The sequence below is a fragment of the Pedococcus sp. P3_C7 genome, from assembly GCF_056402615.1.
On sequence record NZ_JBFUHC010000006.1, the window covers coordinates 372119 to 389619 of the forward strand.

15 protein-coding genes and 1 tRNA gene are annotated in these 17501 nt (G+C 68.2%); 11 read left to right on the top strand and 5 right to left on the bottom strand.

Features of this window, described 5'->3' with window-relative positions; genetic code table 11:
• The first annotated feature begins 10 nt into the window (after positions 1 to 10).
• The 8 genes from AC1DS4_RS10080 to AC1DS4_RS10115 all read left to right on the top strand — a co-directional run bounded on the left by AC1DS4_RS10080 (position 11) and on the right by AC1DS4_RS10115 (position 8208).
• Positions 11 to 1525 (top strand): sugar ABC transporter ATP-binding protein, encoded by a 1515-nt coding sequence (locus AC1DS4_RS10080; RefSeq protein ID WP_457253665.1) that lies wholly within the window; start codon positions 11 to 13, stop codon positions 1523 to 1525.
• 3 nt (positions 1526 to 1528) lie between these two features.
• A complete protein-coding gene (locus AC1DS4_RS10085; RefSeq protein WP_057378031.1) occupies positions 1529 to 2509 on the top strand; it encodes an ABC transporter permease in 981 nt (326 codons plus the stop codon).
• Between the two features lie 5 nt (positions 2510 to 2514).
• Positions 2515 to 3609, top strand: a complete 1095-nt coding sequence (locus tag AC1DS4_RS10090; protein ID WP_057378032.1) for a Gfo/Idh/MocA family protein — start codon at positions 2515 to 2517, stop codon at positions 3607 to 3609.
• Positions 3606 to 4526 (top strand): sugar phosphate isomerase/epimerase family protein, encoded by a 921-nt coding sequence (locus AC1DS4_RS10095; RefSeq protein WP_457253668.1) that lies wholly within the window; start codon positions 3606 to 3608, stop codon positions 4524 to 4526. Before AC1DS4_RS10090 ends, AC1DS4_RS10095 begins: the two co-directional genes overlap by 4 nt.
• 26 nt (positions 4527 to 4552) lie before the next feature.
• Complete coding sequence (locus AC1DS4_RS10100) at positions 4553 to 5182, top strand: gluconate 2-dehydrogenase subunit 3 family protein (RefSeq protein ID WP_057378034.1); 630 nt, start codon at positions 4553 to 4555, stop codon at positions 5180 to 5182.
• Positions 5179 to 6816, top strand: coding sequence for a GMC family oxidoreductase (locus AC1DS4_RS10105; protein ID WP_457253669.1), 1638 nt, complete (start codon positions 5179 to 5181; stop codon positions 6814 to 6816). Before AC1DS4_RS10100 ends, AC1DS4_RS10105 begins: the two co-directional genes overlap by 4 nt.
• A gap of 288 nt (positions 6817 to 7104) precedes the next feature.
• Positions 7105 to 7635 carry a helix-turn-helix domain-containing protein gene (locus tag AC1DS4_RS10110; protein ID WP_457253670.1) on the top strand — a complete coding sequence of 177 codons (531 nt, stop codon included), beginning with the start codon at positions 7105 to 7107 and terminating at the stop codon, positions 7633 to 7635.
• Positions 7636 to 7779: 144 nt separating this feature from the next.
• Entirely contained in the window at positions 7780 to 8208 is a 429-nt protein-coding gene (locus AC1DS4_RS10115) for a DUF6036 family nucleotidyltransferase (protein WP_457253671.1), read from the top strand.
• A 272-nt stretch (positions 8209 to 8480) separates the two neighbouring features.
• Here the strand turns inward: AC1DS4_RS10115 and AC1DS4_RS10120 are convergent.
• Together AC1DS4_RS10120 and AC1DS4_RS10125 are read right to left on the bottom strand one after the other, a co-directional pair.
• Positions 8481 to 8557: transfer RNA gene (locus AC1DS4_RS10120), tRNA-Met, on the bottom strand.
• 70 nt (positions 8558 to 8627) lie between these two features.
• Positions 8628 to 11714, bottom strand: a complete 3087-nt coding sequence (locus AC1DS4_RS10125) for a UPF0182 family membrane protein (RefSeq protein ID WP_477624196.1) — start codon at positions 11712 to 11714, stop codon at positions 8628 to 8630.
• Between the two features lie 156 nt (positions 11715 to 11870).
• Here AC1DS4_RS10125 and AC1DS4_RS10130 point away from each other — a divergent pair, with 156 nt between their 5' ends.
• Positions 11871 to 12425, top strand: a complete 555-nt coding sequence (locus tag AC1DS4_RS10130) for a PPA1309 family protein (protein WP_477615756.1) — start codon at positions 11871 to 11873, stop codon at positions 12423 to 12425.
• 49 nt (positions 12426 to 12474) lie between these two features.
• On the opposite strand, the gene AC1DS4_RS10135 is transcribed toward AC1DS4_RS10130, so the two are convergent.
• From AC1DS4_RS10135 to AC1DS4_RS10145, 3 genes are read right to left on the bottom strand one after another with little or no spacing between them, the layout of a single operon-like run.
• Entirely contained in the window at positions 12475 to 13626 is a 1152-nt protein-coding gene (locus AC1DS4_RS10135) for a YlbL family protein (protein WP_477624195.1), read from the bottom strand.
• Positions 13623 to 14075 carry a molybdenum cofactor biosynthesis protein MoaE gene (locus AC1DS4_RS10140; protein WP_477615700.1) on the bottom strand — a complete coding sequence of 151 codons (453 nt, stop codon included), beginning with the start codon at positions 14073 to 14075 and terminating at the stop codon, positions 13623 to 13625. Before AC1DS4_RS10140 ends, AC1DS4_RS10135 begins: the two co-directional genes overlap by 4 nt.
• Complete coding sequence (locus AC1DS4_RS10145) at positions 14072 to 15232, bottom strand: NAD-dependent epimerase/dehydratase family protein (protein WP_477624194.1); 1161 nt, start codon at positions 15230 to 15232, stop codon at positions 14072 to 14074. Before AC1DS4_RS10145 ends, AC1DS4_RS10140 begins: the two co-directional genes overlap by 4 nt.
• Before the next feature lie 61 nt (positions 15233 to 15293).
• Between AC1DS4_RS10145 and AC1DS4_RS10150 the strand changes: the two genes are divergently transcribed.
• Positions 15294 to 16868, top strand: coding sequence for a zinc-dependent metalloprotease (locus tag AC1DS4_RS10150; RefSeq protein WP_477632403.1), 1575 nt, complete (start codon positions 15294 to 15296; stop codon positions 16866 to 16868).
• Positions 16865 to 17449: an NUDIX hydrolase gene (locus AC1DS4_RS10155; RefSeq protein ID WP_477632402.1), complete on the top strand. Its 585-nt coding sequence runs from the start codon at positions 16865 to 16867 to the stop codon at positions 17447 to 17449. The genes AC1DS4_RS10150 and AC1DS4_RS10155 overlap by 4 nt, the downstream gene beginning before the upstream one ends.
• Positions 17450 to 17501: the final 52 nt, after the last annotated feature.

Below are 17501 nucleotides of genomic sequence, written 5' to 3' on the forward strand. Positions count from 1 at the left end.
GGAGTTCGCGATGGACGAGCAGAGCAGTACCGCGACAGCGGTAGAAATGCACGGCATCAGCAAGGCATTCGACGGCGTCGTCGTCCTGGACAACGTCGACTTCGAGGTCCGCCGCGGCGAGGTCCATGCCCTCGCGGGGGGCAACGGCGCAGGCAAGTCGACGCTCATGAAGATCCTCCAAGGGGTCTACCGGGCCGACGAAGGGGAGATCCGCGTCGACGGTGAGCCCGCGGACATCAACTCCATCCACAGCGCGCGAGCAGCGGGCATCGGCATGGTGTTTCAAGAGTTCAGCCTGGTACCGACTCTGACCGTGGCACAGAACATCTTTCTGGCCGACGAGCCCGCTGGAAGGTTCGGTCTCATCGACGACCGCGCTGCCGTCGCGAAAGCCGCGGACGTCTTTGCGACCATGGAGGTCTCAGTCAACCCGAAGGCCATGGTTGCCAGCCTTGGAACTGCCTACTGGCAGCTCACCGAAATCGCCAAGGCGCTGGCCCAGAACGCCCAGATCTTGATCATGGACGAGCCGACGGCGAGCTTGGCCAAGCACGAGACCGAGGCGCTTTTCGACCTTATCGGTCGGATCAAAGATCGCGGAATCTCGATCATCTACATCTCCCACCGGATGGACGAGATCTACCGAATCGCCGACCGCATCACCATTCTGCGCGATGGGAAGCGCCTTCTCACCGAGCCGCTGGCTGCAGTCACGCCCGAGCAGATCGTCGAGGGGATTGTCGGCAAGAAGATCGAAGGTCAGATGAACTACCGCGAGCGGGAAGGTCTCGACCAGCGTGAGGCCCTGCTGGAAGTATCCGGGCTGACCAGTGGTCCTCTGGTTCAGGACGTCTCATTCACCGTCCACGCAGGCGAGATCATCGGGCTCGCCGGCCTCATGGGTAGTGGACGCACCGAGCTCGCCCGAACCCTCTTCGGGATCGACAAGGCCACGAGCGGAACGATCCGACTCCGCGGCAAGGAGATCACCGTCAATGACCCCCGCGCCGCGATCGGTCACGGACTCGCGCTCATCCCGGAGGACCGTCGCGAACAAGGACTGGTCCTGGACCACTCCGTACGCGAGAACCTGCTGCTTCCCCTGCTAGGGAAACTCAAGAAGGGTCCCCTGCTCGACGGGAAGGCAGGAAAGGCCATGTCCTCCAGCCTCATTCGGCGGTTTGCCATCAAGGCAGCCAACCCGAATCGGCCTATTCGTCTGCTCTCGGGCGGCAACCAACAGAAGGTCGTGATCGCCAAGTGGCTGGGCACCGAACCCGACGTCCTCATCCTTGACGAACCCACCGCGGGAGTAGACATCGGGACCAAGTCCGAGATTCTCGACATGGTCCGCGCCCTCGCTGATGCCGGCAAGGCCGTCATCGTCATCTCCTCGGAGTACCCCGAGCTCCTCGCGGTCAGCGACCGCATCCTCATCCTGCGTGACGGCTCTGTGACCCGCGATCTGCGGCGGAGCGAGATCGCCGACGAAGAATCCCTTCAACTCGCCGTTCAAGGAGTCTGAGCCATGAGCACCATCGCACCGAACAAAGAGACCACCGCAGTGGGCTCATTTCAGAGCCGCATGTCCACGATCGACTGGCGCCGCTACGTCATCTACATCGGCTTCCTGGTCGTCTTTGCCTTCTTCGCCGTCCTGTTGCGCGACCAAGGTTTTCTCTCCTCCAACAACCTGCTCAACATCTTCCGCCAGACGGCGACGATCACGGTCATCGCTGTGGGTATGACCTACGTGATCGCCTGTGCCGAGATCGACCTGTCCGTGGGCTCAGTAGCAGGACTCTCGAGTGTCGTGACTGCCATGGCGCTTTCCAGCTGGGGTCTCATCCCCGGCGTCCTCGCCGGACTCGCGGTGGGCCTTGCCGTGGGCGCGGTAAACGGTGCCCTGGTGAGCCTGCTCGGTATCCCGTCGTTCCTTGTGACGCTGGGCATGCTTGGCATCGCCGCAGGGGTGGCGCAATGGATAACCGACTCGGCGCCCCAGCCCATCCTGAGCGACACGTTCAACCTGATCTTCGGCGGTGGAAACTTCGGTCCAGTCCCCGGCCTGCTCGCGTGGAGCGCCATCTTCGTGACCATCGGCGCCATCGTGCTAGCCAAGACGCGCTTCGGCCGTCAGGTGCTCGCGACCGGTGGCAACCGCACCGCGGCTCAGTTCACTGGGGTGAACACACGCCGGATCAAGTTCCAGGTGCTGCTCCTGTCCGCCACGGTTGCCAGCGTGGCCGGCATGCTCTACGCGGGCCGGCTGCAGTCCGGACGGTTCCAGTGGGGCGCAGGCGACGAGCTGTCCGCCATCGCGGCGGTGATCCTGGGCGGCACCAGCCTCTTCGGGGGCGCAGGATCCGTGGTCGGCACGCTTTTCGGCGCGCTGCTCATCGGCCTCATCAACAATGGCCTGATTCTTGCCGGACTCGACAGCAGCCAGCAGCAGGTCGTCCGCGGCGTCATCATCATCCTGGCCGTCGCACTCGCGCGGAAGAAGTGAGCCGCATGCCCGCACTGCGAGCTGGAATCATCGGCGCCGGCTTCATCGGCGGTGTGCACGCCTATGCCGTGCGAGCAAGCGGAGGAGTGGTGACGCAAGTCGCCGATCACTCCCCCGAGGCAGCGGCCCACGCCGCCGTTCGGCTCGGAGCCCAATCAGGCGCCGAGTCCGCCGAGGCGCTCATCGCCTCGGACGACGTCGACGTGGTGCACATCTGCACACCGAATGACACGCACTACGACCTGGCGCTCGCCGCAATGCAAGCCGGGAAGGCGGTCATCTGCGAGAAGCCGCTGGCCATCAGCGCGGAGCGCGCCGCCCTCTTGGCCCAGACGGCCGAGGCCACCGGCGCGGTCACCGCAGTGCCGTTCGTCTACCGCTTCTACCCCTCCGTCCGTGAGGCGAGGCACCGCATCTCCAGCGGACAGGCGGGAGACCTGTGGATGCTGCACGGCTCCTATCTCCAGGACTGGCTCTCCGGCTCACAGGAAACAAACTGGAGGGTGGACCCGGCCAGAGGCGGTGGGTCGCGAGCATTCGGCGACATCGGTGTCCACTGGTGCGACGTCATGGAGTTCACCACCGGACACCGCATCACACGTCTCGTGTCCCGGATGTCCCAGGCCTATGCCAGCCGAGCAGGCACCGACGGCGGTTCGGTTGTGGGAACCGAGGACGGCGCAACCGTGATGTTCGAGACCGACCGCGGCGCGACCGGCTCGGTGGTAGCCAGCCAAGTGTCGCTGGGCCGCAAGAACCGCCTCTGGTTCTCCTTTGACGGGACCGAGGCGGCCTACGTCTTCGACCAGGAACTCCCGGACTCTCTGTGGATCGGTGGGCGATCCTCCAGCCAGATAGTCCCCCGTGGACCGGATACGTTCGCCGCCGGTGGCGGCGCCGACTACTCGCGCCTGCCTGCCGGACACCCACAGGGATACCAGGACAGCTTCACCGCGTTCATGGCAGATGCGTATGCCGCGGTGTCCGGCCCGCGGCCCGAAGGACTTCCCAGCTTCAGCGACGGCCACCGGGCCGCCGTCATCACCGAGGCCGTCCTGGCCTCGGCTGCCAAGGACTCTTGGGTGGAGGTGCCCTCGTGAAACTCGGATTCCTCACGTCCTGCCTGCCGGACCGGCCCCTCGAAGACATTGCCAGGTGGGCGGCGGAACACGACTATGAGGCGCTGGAGGTGGCAGCTTGGCCAGCACTCGGTGATCGACCGTTCACGGCTAGCCACATCGCGGCCGAGTCGTTCACCGACGGCGACGCCGAGAAGATCCGTGCGCTCTTCGAACAGCACGATCTCTCCCTGTCGTCCCTGGCGTTCTATGACAACAACCTCCACCCCGATCCCCAGGAACGACAGGCGATCAACGACCACGTCATCGCGTGCATCGACGCTGCTGCTCTCCTCGATGTCCCCACCGTCGGGACGTTCATCGGCCGCCATCCCGGCCAGAGCGTGGCGGACAACCTTCGCGAGGCCGAGAGGATCTTCCCGCGACTCGTGGACCACGCCGGCCAGAAGGGCGTCAAACTGGTCATCGAAAACTGCGTCATGGAGGGCTGGCACCCCGATGGCTATCCCGGAAACCTTGCGTACTCCCCCGAGCTCTGGGAGTGGATGTTCGGGCTGGGCCTCTACCTGAACTACGACCCGTCCCACCTGGTCTGGATGGGCATCGACCCCGTGGAGGCGCTGCGCCCCTACGTGGACCGCGTCGCCCACGCCCAGGCCAAGGACATCGAGCTGTTCCCGCACAAGCGGAACCGGTTCGGCTGGCCCGGGATTGCGGACAAGAGCGCGGACCCCTGGAACGTCGGCTGGTGGCGGTACCGCATCCCCGGCCGCGGTCAGGTCGACTGGAACCGCGTCGTGGACACGCTCTACGAGGGCGGGTTCGACGGCGTGCTGTCGGTGGAGCACGAGGACCCCGTCTGGGGTGGCAGCGAGGCCCGGATCGAAACCGGGCTGCTCGTCGCCCACCGCACCTTGCGACCACTCATCATCGCCTGACCCCCACGACTCGAACGGAGGCCTCCATGGCCGACACCTTCCTCGACGCCCACCAGCGGGAGACGATAGAGGCGGCAATGGCCCGTGTCATCCCGACTGACGACACACCCGGAGCACGCGAGGCCGGCACGATCGACTTCCTCGACCGCTACCTCTCTGGCATCGACTACATCTACGCCCTCCCTGACGGGAGCGGGTTCGAGACGCTCACTGGCCCGCGGGCGTTGGCTTGGCAGCAGCGGGTGGACCACGCGCGCAGCGTGTACATGTCCGGGGTCGTCGAGCTCGACAAGCGGGCCGACAACGCCCACGGCAGGCCCTTCGTCGATCTCGACGATGGGCAGCAGGACGACGTCCTTCGCGGCCTTGAGCGCGGCACGACGGCCCCAACCATCAACTATGGCGGTCCCGAAGAGCCGGCACTGCAGCAGACCAACGCCGAGTCCGACCTCGACTTCTTCGGCCTGCTCGTGACGCACACCCGGCAGGGCTTTCTCGCAGATCCGATCTACGGCGGCAACCGCGGCCAGGTCGGCTGGCAGACCATCGGCTTCCCCGGGCCGAAGGATCTCGCGGAGGTGCACACCGGCCAGTACACGACACGCCAGTACTTCTCCGACAACCCGACCCACCGCAGCCTGCAGGAGCCCTCATGACCATCCGCGCGACCAAGCCCGAGAAAGTCGATGCAGTGGTCATCGGGGCGGGCGCCTCGGGGGCGGCCGCGGCGAAGGTGCTCACCGAGGGTGGCATGCGCGTGGTCGCCCTCGAGAAGGGGCCCTGGCGAACCAAGGAGACCTTCGGTGGGGACGAGCTGGCCAACGTCAACCGCTACAACCTCTGGCCGGATCCCCTGCTGAACCCCCGCACATCGCGGCGCGACACCGAGAGCGAAGCGGAGGTCGACCTCTTCTGCCCGGTTCCGCAGATGGTCGGGGGCGGGACGGTCCACTGGCAGGGGTGGCTTCCACGGTTCACCGAGAACGACTTCCGGCTACGCAGCATTGCGGGCGAGCTGCCCGGGACCACGCTTGCTGACTGGCCGATCACGTACGCCGAGCTGGAGCCGTACTATGACAAGGTCGAGTGGGCTTTCGGCGTCTCGGGACAGGCGGGCGCGAACGCGTTCGAGTCCTTCCGCTCCCGGGGCTACCCCTGCCCGCCGATGCCCCAGTCCCGCTACGCCGAGAAGTTCCACCTCGGCTGCGAACACCTCGGCTGGAACTCGTTCCCGACTCCGCAGGCAGCCCTGTCCCAACCGTTCAACGGGCGGCCCGCCACCGTCATCAGCGCCTTCGCGCAACAGCACGGCGATCCCAGCGGCACCCGGTCAAGCGCACTGAACGTGTTCATCCCCGATGCCCTCGCCACGGGCCGATGTGACCTCCGCGCGGATTCATACGTTCGTGAGCTCACCGTCGACTCGCAGGGACGCATCAAGAGCGCCGTCTACGAAGACTCCGCGGGCGTTCTGGTGGAGCAGGAGGCCGATGTCTTCATCCTTGCCTGTGGCGCCGTGGAGACCGCTCGGCTGATGCTGCTCTCGACCTCCTCGAGATTCGCCAACGGACTCGCCAACGGCAGCGACCTCGTAGGCCGCAACGTCACCTTCCATGAGTACAGCGCGTCGGTCGGCACCTTCGAGGATCCGATCAATGCCTGGGCCGGCGGCGGCTACGTCAGCGCGAGCAGTTTCCAGTTCTACGAGCACGACGACTCCCGGGGATTCGTCAGTGGCGGGCACATTGCTGCCGCGGGCGTCGGCATACCCCTCCCTATCAACTGGGGACTGCCGGGTCGACCCACCTGGGGCGCTGAGGCCAAGCAGAACGATCGCGACTACTTCAGCCACAGCATGGCTGTCGCCATGGTCCTGCACGACATGCCGCAGCACGAAAACCGTGTCGACCTCGACCCCAACGTCAAGGATGCCTGGGGGCTGCCGGTCGCCCGCATCACCCTTCAAACCCACCAGAACGATATCGACCAGGGCAGGTTCCTGGTCGACCGGTGCGGGGAGATCCTCGACGCTGCCGGAGCCAAGCAGGTCGACCGCGTCTACGCCGAGAAGGTGACAGGCAACTGTTCTCACCAGCACGGTACCGCCCGGATGGGTGACGACCCCGAGTTGTCAGTTCTGGACCGCAACTGCCGCGCCCACGAGGTCGACAACCTATTCGTCGTCGACGGCTCTCCGTTCCCCACGGCCACAGGAGCGAACCCGACACTCACCATCATGGCCAACGCCTGGCGGGTCTCCGACCACATCTTGTCGAACCGAGCAAGCTAGTCAGAGACACGAGGACTCCGCCCGGGTAATCCCTGCTAGTTCGTGGTATTGGGGGCAGGACTTGAACCAGTGACCTCCGGGTTAGGAGCCAGCCCCACCACGTCTCGCACGTCCCGCAACCTCTCCCCTGCCGCACGAAATCTCGGCGCAGCGTCCCTGACGTCGCGGCACGTCCAAGGCGTCCCGCCACCTCCCGGTACACATCTGGCCACATCCCACAGACGCAAAAAACGCAAATCTTGTGCTTCCAATTTGTGTTTTTGGTGTTTACGGCGGAGGATGGTTGTCATGAGATTGGCGGACGTTCAGCATGCGACGACGACGGAGAGTGAGGACTTGCTCACCACCGGCGAGGTCGCGCGCCTACTTTCGAGCTCACGTCAACACGTAGTCGACCTGTGCAACAGCGGGGAGCTTCCGTTTCAAACTGTCGGCCGGCACCGGCGAATTCGCCGTCGTGACGTGGAGGCCCTGCGGAACCGGACTCTGCGCCCCAGTCGTGACCAGCGCCGCAGCCAGTGGCTCAACATGGCCGTGGCGGGAAAGCTCGTGGCCGAACCGGACCAGGTCCTGGCACTCGCGCGGGAGAACCTCGAGAGGCTGCAGCGCAAGCATTCCCGTGGCCAAGGCGCGTACTGGCTGAGCCAGTGGCAAGAGGTCCTTGAGGGTCCCGTCGACCAGGTCCTGAATGTTCTGACGTCGCCTACCCCCTGGGCGCGCGAGATGAGGCAGAACTCCCCGTTCGCTGGCGTCTTGTCGGACGAGGAACGGACGAAGGTCCTTGAGGCGTTTCGGGACACCGACAGGTCGTCGCGTTGAAGCGCGACGGACTTGAACACATCCTGCGCGCCGCGTCCCGCATCGTCGGCGACCAAGACGTGATCGTGGTGGGCAGCCAGTCAATCCTGGGCACGTTCACTGAGGACGAGTTGCCCGAGGAGGCGCGCGTCCATCGAAGCGGACGTGACTTTCTATGCCGACCCGGACAATGAAAAGTCCGACAGCGTTGACATGCACATCGGTGAGGACTCCGCCTTCCACGACATGTACGGGCACTACGCCCAAGGGGTGAACATCGAGGTGGCGCACCTTCCTGCGAAGTGGCGGTCGCGAATCGTGGTGCATAGCAGTGACGCGACCGAGGGTGCGCGAGGGCACTGCTTGGAGGCACATGACTTGGTCGTGTCGAAGCTGGTCGCTGGTCGCGCGAAGGACGTCGAGTTCGCCAGTGCCCTTCTGTTGGCTGGCCTGGTCAGCCCCCGGCTGTTGGTGTCCCGGGCTGCGGAGTTGGAGGTTCCCGCTGAAATAGGCCGGGTAACCAAGTGGGTCGCGGGCTGGGTGGCCAAGCACGCCGCAGGCAAGCCGGACCAGACCACGTCTCATACATCCTGACTGCCCAGACTTCCGAGCCTCATTGCTCCCGCGGCGAAACCACTAACCGAGCCCCACGCTGCGATCGTCCGGATATCGACCCGGCGACACCCTGAAACGGCGTCCGCCCTCGTCCGTCGCGGCGTCTCATGCGTTCCTGCCTTGTCCAGGCCGTCCCAGTGCGTCCAACCGGCGCACGAGCGCCCCGACCCCGCTGGCTACACATTGGGCCACACGAGCCAACGCCAGAGGCCCCCTCCCCGAAGGGAAAGGGCCTCTGACCTGCTACTTCGTGGTAGCGGGGGCAGGATTTGAACCTGCGACCTCCGGGTTATGAGCCCGGCGAGCTACCGAGCTGCTCCACCCCGCGTCGGTAGACACCACCTTACGGGAGCCCCTGCGCCGGAACCAAATCGGGCGGCGCAGGCCCGTCCAAGGCCCTAGGGAGTCGAGGTCGCGGTGGGCGCCGGGGTGGTGGTGCTCGAGGACGGCGTGGGCGTGACCGTCACCGACCCGCCCTTCGGGGCGGCGGCCACAGCGCGCCCGATGGCGTCGGCGAGCTGCTTCTGGGCCGTGCCGTATGCCGCGAAGTCACCTGCCTTGAGCGCCTTCTGACCCGCGTCGTAGGCCGCCTGGATGTCGGCCAGCGCCTTGGCCAGCGCGGCGGCGTCGGCCGGTGGGGGCGTGGTCGGTGTCGTCGGCGTGCCGCCTCCTGTGGTGGGGGGCGTGGTCGGCGTGGAGCCGGAGTCGCCGGCGCTGGCGCCGGAGTTGCCGCCGAACAGGCCGTCCAGCGCGCCGTCGAGGGTGTAGGCCCAGGCGAGCTTGTCGCCGAAGGCCGCGACCGTGGCCCGTTGGAGTGGGAACGCCGACGTGCCCTGGGCCCGCACGTAGATCGGCTGCACGTACAACAGCCCACCGCCGACAGGGAGGGTGAGCAGGTTGCCCAGGGTGACCTGGGACCCGGTCTGCCGCGCGTTGTTGAGGAACTGGCTGAGGTTGAGGGTCGAGTCGGGCGAGGTGACGTTCGACGAGTTGATGTCGTTCTGCACCTGGCCCGGCCCTCGAACCTGGCTGTCCTTGGGCAGGGTGAGCAGTCGCAGCGTGCCGTAGTCGTCGCTGCGCTTGCCGTCGGTGGAGCCGGCATCCGCGTCGACCGCCAGGAAGCCGGACAGCACCTGCCGGTCGCCGATCGGCTTGAAGGTCGTCGTCAGGGAGAAGCGTGCGCCGGTCTGGTCGGGCATCTTGAGCGTGAGGTAGTAGGGCGGCTGGTCGACGTTGCCCTCCTGGGCGGGGTCCTCCGGCACCTCCCAGAAGTCACCGGCGCCGTAGAACGAGTCGGCATCGGTCACGTGGTAGCGGTTGAGCATCGTGCGCTGCACCTTGAAGAGGTCCTCGGGGTAGCGCAGGTGCGACATCAGGTCGCCGCTGATCTCGCTCATCGGCAGCACGGTGTTCTTGAACGCGTTGGACCACGCCTTGAGCAGCGGGTCCTTGTCGTCCCACGAGTACAGCTTCACCGAGCCGTCGTACGCGTCCACGGTGGCCTTCACCGAGTTGCGGATGTAGTTGACCTGACCGGTGCCGATGGGGCGCACCGACTGCGAGTTCGCGGTCGTCGAGTCCGACGTCGCGCTGTCGATCTCGGTGAGCCGCGAGTAGGGGTAGTCGGCCGTGGTGGTGTAGCCGTCGACGATCCACTGGACGCGCCCGTCGACGACGGCGGGATAGGGGTTGCCGTCGAGGGTCAGCCAGGGGGCGACCCGCTGGACGCGCTCGATCGGCTCGCGGTGGTCGAGCAGCCGGCTCCTGTCGTTGACGGCGTCGGAGAGCATGAAGTTGAGCTCGCGGTACTTCAGCGCATAGGCGGCCTTGCGCAGGAAAGACGTGAGGGGCACCCCGCCCTTGCCGGTGTACGTGTTGTTCTTCTGTCCGGCTGCACTGCCGTCGGGGTAGTCGAACTCACGCGCCCGAGATCCCGTCGCACCTCCGACGATGGAGTACGTGGGCGACTGCTCGCCGAAGTAGACCCGGGGTTCGAACTGTCCCAGCGGACCCATCTGGGGGATGTTCTGCTCGTAGAAGACCGGCTGACCGTCGGCGCCACGCTGGTTGCCATAGGCCGCCACAACACCGAACCCGTGCGTGTAGACCGTGTGGTCGTTGAGCCAGTTGCGCTGGTTCTGCGGCAGGCCGTCGAGGTCCAGCTCACGGACCGCCACGACGGTGTCGTTGATCTTGCCGTTGATGTTGTAGCGGTCGACGTCGAGGGCGTCGGGGAAGGCGTAGTAGGACTTGACCGACTGGAGCTGCTTGAACGTCGGGGAGACCACGATGGGGTCGACCAGACGGATGCCCGGGATCGTCTCCGCGTCGTCACGCAGCTGACCCGGGCTCGCCTCGGTCGTCGCGGTGTAGCCCTTGGTGTCGACGTTCGCGATGCCGTAGGCAGCGCGCGTCGCCTTGATGTTGCGGTCGATGTAGACCTGCTCGAGGGACTTCTCCGACGGGCGGACCTTGAACCGCTGGTAGAGCGCCGGGTAGATGCTGCCGACGACGATCGAGGTGATCAGCAGCAGGGCGACGCCGACCACGGGGAGCCGCCAGGAGCGGGTCCAGATGGAGGCGATGAACAGACCGACGGTCATCAGCGCGGCCACCGCGAGGATCGCCTTGGTCGGCAGCACCGCGTGGGCATCGGTGTAGCGGATGCCCGTCAGCAGGGGTGAGTCCTTGGTCGCGAGCGCATAGCGGTCGAACCAGTAGGTCGCCGCCCGGACCAGGACCAGGGCCGCGACGAGGATCGCGAGATGGGTCCTGGCAGCCCGCGACGTGCGCTCCGCTCGGGCCTGGATCTGGAGCCCGCCGTAGACGTAGTGCGTGAAGGCCGCGGCGAGGGTGGCCATCACCAGCACCATCGTGAGGAAACCGAGCAGGAACTGCACCCACGGCAGGGTGAAGACGAAGAACGACAGGTCGAGGTGGAACTGTGCGTCGCTGCTGCCGAACGAGACGCCGTTGCGCCACAACAGGAACGTCTTCCACTGCCCCGCCGCACCGGTCCCCGCCAGCAGGCCCAGGATGCCGGGAATGGCGAACATGGCGATGCGCCGCAACGGCTCGATGGCCTCGCGGTACTGGTCGAGGCTCTGCTGCTGGGGCGTCACCGGCGCATAGATCGGTCGGGTGCGGTAGCCGATGAGCAGGCTCGACGCCACCACTCCCGCGGTGAGCACGAAGCCCACGACGAACAGCAGGATCTTGGTCGTGAGCTGCGTGACGAAGACACCCTCGTAGCCCACCGAGTGGAACCACAGGACCTCGGTCCAGACCGACGCCATGATCGACACCAGGAAGCCGAGGACGACGAGGATCACGACCGTCGGGACCAACGGCCCACGGCGCCGGTTGAAGGACAGCGACGGAGGACGGCGGCCACCTGCTCCCGACCCTGCCCCGCGCGGAGTGCCCTCGGGACGGGCGCCCTCGGCGCCCGAATCGCCCTGGCCGAACCACTCAGATGAACTCACGCCACGCCCGATCTGCCGTGCGACCGCCCAGCGAGGCCGCCTGCTGTAGTGGTCCAACTTACCGACCGCCCAGGTGGTTCCCACGCGCACGTCGGACACGTGTCGGCACCAGCTGTGCAAGCCCTGGGTATGCCGCGTGGCCGGCGACCACGCGCCATGGGGCACCATGGGCGCGTGACCCAGAACTCCCAACCCGTCGCCGACCCGTTGTCCATCGCCGCACTGGACACCGAACGCCACGTCGCAGCCTCCGGGTGGGACCAGAACCCGCGGCTGTTCGCGCTCGTCCCCACGGCTGAGCTCCTCGAGCGCGAGCCGCACCTGCGCGCCCAGATGCGGGGCTCCGACCTGGCCGAGGGCGCCCTGAGCGCGATCGAGCAGGAGGACCTGCCGCCGACCTCCAACCTCGAGAGCCTGCTCGGGGGGATCGCGTGGCCGGACAGCGTCGTGGGCGCCGCCCTGGCCGTCGAGCGCATCGTCGTCCCGCCGGAGGCCGAGCGCGACCTGCCCGCGCACACCGAGTCGGCCGTCGACGCGCTGGCGTCCCACCCGGACCGCCAGGACGTCCGGCTGCTCGTGGCCGTCACCCGTGACGGCCAGAGCCGCTGCCTGCTTCGACAGCGCGCCAACGACCGCGACGACAAGGTCGCCCTCGGGGACGAGATCGCACCGGGCCTCGTCCACGCGCTCAAGGCGACCCTGCAGGGCTGAACCACTCCGTCGGTGTCGTCGCCCTGCACGGCGGTGCCGCGTTCAGGGGCTACTTCGTGCAGGTGGGCAACGAGCCGGCGCGCTTGTCGGCGATCGCCTCGACGGCCTTCCTGGCCTCGTCGAAGGTCGCGATCCTGACCACGCGCAGTCCGTCGGGGACGTGGCCCACGACCTCGTCGCAGTTGTCCGCGGGAGCGAGGAACCACGTGGCACCTCCGTCGTGGGCGCCGACCAGCTTCTGCTGGATGCCGCCGATCGGTCCCACGCGGCCGGCCGCGTTGATCGTGCCCGTGCCGGCGATCTTCTGCCCACCGGTGAGCGGGCCGGGTGTGAGCGTGTCGTAGACGGCCAGGGAGAACATCGTCCCAGCCGACGGGCCTCCGACGTTGCCGGCGTTGATCCTGACGTCGATCGGGAACTCGAACCGGATGCCGAGGAAGACGCCCACCGTGGCGCGACCATCGGCCTCGCGTGTCTGGGCCGTGACCGTGAGTGGCTTGCCGCCCCGGACCAGCCCGAGGGCCACCCGCTCCCCCGGCTTGTGGGCGCCGACGCCGGCACGCACCGCGTTGGAGTCGGCCACCGGCTTGCCGTCGATGGTGACGATCTCGTCGCCCGCCTTCAGCAGCGCCGCCGACGGTGCGTCCTTGGCGACCTGTCCGATGACGACGTGCTCGACGACCTTCTTGCCGAGGGCCTTCAGCGCCACGGCCACGGCCTCCTGCTGGGAGTCGATCATCTCGGCGGTGCTCTCCTCCTCGACCTGCTTGTCCGTCACCCCCTTGGGGAAGTACAGCTCCTCGTCGACGACGTCCTCGCTGGGGTCGATCGCGGCCGCGAGCAGGCTCCACACGGTCACGCGGTAGCCGGGGCCACCGGCGATGCGGACGGTGGTGAAGTCGAGCGCTCCCTTGGTCGGGAAGGTCTGGGCGCCCGAGACGGTGATCAGCTGCTTGCCGTCGAGGGTGCCCAGGGTGTTGGTGATCGGTCCGGGCTTCATCACGACATACGGCAGTCCGACCATGGTCGACAGGGCCCCGAGGGCGATCAGCAGGAAGAAGCCGACCAGGGCCACGGTGGACCGCCGGCTGAGCCGGTAGGGGTCCTCCGCGAGCGCACCCTGGTCCGGCGTGTGCGGGGCCCGGCCGGTGTCATCCGTGAGGTGCTGGTCCGAGGCGTGCTTCTGGAACGGCCCGCTCACGGCAGCCCCACCCACTCATCGCTGCCGTCGGTGAACAGCTGGTGCTTCCAGATCGGCACCGTCCCCTTCAGCGTGTCGATGAGGTCACGGCAGGCCTCGAACGCCTCGCCACGGTGCGGAGCCGAGACTGCCGCCACCACCGCGCGGTCACCGATCTCGAGGTGACCCACGCGGTGCACCGCTGCCAGGCGGGCGACGTGGTGGCGCGCGGCGACCTCGCGGCATACCCGCTCCAGGGTCTCGACCACGCTGGGGTGGGCGGAGTAGTCCAGCGCCGACACCGGCGCTCCGTGGTCGTGGTCGCGCACGACGCCCACGAACAGGGCGATGCCCCCGCACCGGGGGTGCTGCACCAGGGCGAGCACCTCGTCGACGCTCAGTGGTTCGTCGCGGACGTCGCAGAGCACCACGGTGGGCTCGCTGTCGAGCTCGGTGACCGGATCGCTCATGCCGTCGAACCTTTCCTGCGGCGTCGCCGCATGATTGCTGCCGTGCCCACCAGGGCCACCGCGGCGCTGGCCGCCCCCAGAGCCGCATCCTTGCGGTCCACCCTGCGGGCCGCCACCGCGTGTGAACCCCGGATCGTGTCCAGCAGCACGCCGAGGCAGGTCTCGTTGTCGTGGACCGGCACCCAGCCGCGACCCAGCAGTGTGCGAGCAGAGACTGCCCAGGGAAAGGCCACGAAGGCCAGGTCGCTGGCGGGTGCCGGCAACACCCCAACGCGGTGGAGGCGGTCCGCAGTTCCCATCGCCGCCACCATGCCGAGCTCGACCCTGCGCATGCCGGTGAGCCGTTCGAGGTCGGACTGGGTGAGGTGGCCGGGCGCGCCGACCGAGACCTCTCCGGCGACTCCCTGCGCCATCACCAGGGCGACGGCCGAGCCCAGGTCGTCGACGTGGCAGAACTGCCACGCGGGTTCGGCGCCTCGCAGCATGAGCAGCCGGGGCGCCTCGAAGTGCCGGGTGACGACGGTGTCCACGCCCTCTCCCACGAGGGCCGCGGGCCGCACCGCCGTGATGACCAGTCCCGGGTGCACGTCGCGCGCCACCCGAATGAGCTGCTCGACGTCCATCAGGTCACCGACGTGCCCGCCGTCCGCGGGCGCGCGCAGGGGTGCATCGTCCTCGAGGGGCACGGGGTTGTCGGCGAGCGCCCCGAAGGTCTGCGCCGACGTCACGACGACCAATTGGCGGACGCCCGCAGCCGCCGCGGCGGTGATGACGGTCTGGGCGATGCGGAGGCTGCGTTCGCGACGCGCCCGCGTGCCCATCGCCAGGTCCCGAGCGAGGTTGGTGCTCGCCGCCACGTATGCCGCGGCGTGGACCCCCGCGAGCGCCTTCACCAGGTTCGGGTCACCGGGGTCGGCGTAGCGGAACTGCACTCCACCCACCGGAGTCGGCTCGGTGTCGATCGCCACGACGGCACCGATGCGCGCCTCGTCGACGGCGCCGCCGGGTCGTGCCGTGGTGGACCCTCGGGCAGCGGCCGAGACCAGCGCGCGCAACAACGCTCGACCGGCGGGACCGGCCGTGCCGATCACCGCGACGTCGATGACGCTACGCCGCGAGCGAACGGCGTCCCGTCCAGCCCGCCCGGGGGAACTCACTGTGGCCTCCGCGTGGTTGTCTAGTGAGAGTCCATCCTCTCAGGACCGCTGAGGAGCAGTTGTGCCCGACCTACCCCGTGACCCCCACGACCCGCGTGACCCCAGTGACCCGAGTGACCCCTACGACCCTCGCGACGACCCGGGCGAGTCCTTCGACGACTCCTCCGACGACTCCTCCGGGGTTTCCGGGCTCTCGCCGGAGATCGAGGCGGTCCTCGCCCGGCTCACCGGCGGTGAGGTGGACCCTGACATGGCCAAGGCCCTCAAGGACATGGGCATCGACCAGGTCGACCCCGCCATGCTCCAGATGATGGTCGGCCAGATGCAGTCCATGTTCGCGAGCACCGACACCGACGCCTTCAACCTCACCCTCGCGACCGACACGGCCCGCAAGACGGTGTCAGAGGCGGGCGACGCCGTGGTCGGCGACGCCGCCCGCCGCCAGCTCGACCAGGCGGTCCAGGTCGCCGAGCTCTGGCTCGACGAGGTGACCGCCTTCGAGGCGCCCGGCATCACGACCCACGCGTGGAGCCGCGCCGAATGGGTCGAGGCGACCATGCCGACCTGGCGCACGCTGGTCGAGCCGGTCGCCGAAGGCGTGGGACGAGCCGTCGGGGACGCCATGCGTACCCAGCTCCAGCAGCTCGGTGAGAGCGGCCTGCCCGAGGGGATCCTCCCCGCAGGGATCGACCCCGCCGCGATGCTCGGCCAGATGGAGCCGATGCTGGCCAAGATGAGCGGGGCGATGTTCGGGCTGCAGGTCGGCCAGGCCGTCGGCACCCTCGCGACCGAGACCGTCAGCGGCACCGAAGTCGGTCTGCCGCTCGTGCCGGACCGGTCTGTGGCCCTGCTCCCCGCCAACGTCGAGGCCTTCGCCGACGGACTCGGCGTGGACCTCGACCAGGTCCGCATCTACCTCGCCGTCCGTGAGGCAGCGCGGGTCCGGTTGTTCTCCGAGGTGCCGTGGATCGGGCCACAGCTGGTGGCGGCGGTGCGCGACTACGCCCGCGACATCAGCATCGACACCGACCGGATCGAGACGGCGTTGGAGTCGGTCGACGCCAGCGACGCGAACGCGTTGCAGGCGGCGCTGCAGGACCAGCTCTTCCGCCCGGACCCCAGTCCTGCGCAACGCGCGGCGCTGGCCCGGCTCGAGACCTACCTCGCGCTCGTCGAGGGCTGGGTCGACGTCGTCGCCGACCGCACGACCCGCGATCACCTGCCGCAGGCGGCCGCCCTGGGCGAAGCCGTGCGACGCCGACGGGCCACCGGGGGTCCGGCGGAGAAGGCCTTCGCGGGGCTGGTCGGACTGGAGCTGCGGCCACGGCGGCTGCGCGACGCCGCCAACCTGTGGGCCGCCCTCGAGGCCAGGCACGGGGCCGCCGGTCGTGACGGAGCCTGGGGACACCCCGATGTCGCGCCCACCGGCGCCGACCTCGACGACCCCCTCGGCTACGTCGAGCGCTACGGCACGTCCGACAGCGCCGACCTCGACGCAGCCCTCGACGAGCTCCTCAGCGAGGGTGGGGCCGGCGGCGGCTCGCAGCCGACCGACGGCGCGCCGACGACCGACGAACCCCACGCTGGTCCGGACTCCCACGCTGGTCCGGACTCCCCCGACGAGGACGGACGGTGACGGCGGCGCCGACGGACGTGCCCGCGGCATACCTCGCGCTTCGGGCTGACGCCCAGAGCGTGCTGGAGGAGTGGGATGCGCCGGACGCCCAGCAGGAGCGGCTGCGGGTGGAGCTGCTGGGCCACTGCGAGGCGCACCCGGACGCCTTGTGGAAGCAGGGACCGCCGGCACACCTGACCGCGAGTGCGCTGGTGCTCAACGCTTCTCTCGACAAGGTGCTGCTCACCCTGCACGCCAAGGCCGGTCTCTGGCTGCAGTTCGGTGGTCACTTCGAGCCCGGCGACACCACCGTGCTCGCCGCCGCGACCCGGGAGGCGCAGGAGGAGTCGGGCATCGCCGACCTCGCGCTGCATCCGCAGCTGGTCCACCTCGACCGTCACGCGCTGCTGGCCACGGGTTTCGGACGGTGCAGCGAGCACCTCGACCTGAGGTACGCCGGCGTCGCCCGCGACGAGGACGCGTATGCCGTGAGCGAGGAATCCCTCGACGTGGCCTGGTGGCCGGTGGACGGGCTCCCGGCAGCCAGCGCTGGAGAGATCAGGCCGCTGGCCGAGGCAGCCAGACGGGTGCTGGGCAGCTAGGCGGTGCTCCTGGGCTGAGCCGGTGGGTCAGTCGCGGTCAGGTCAGTCGCCG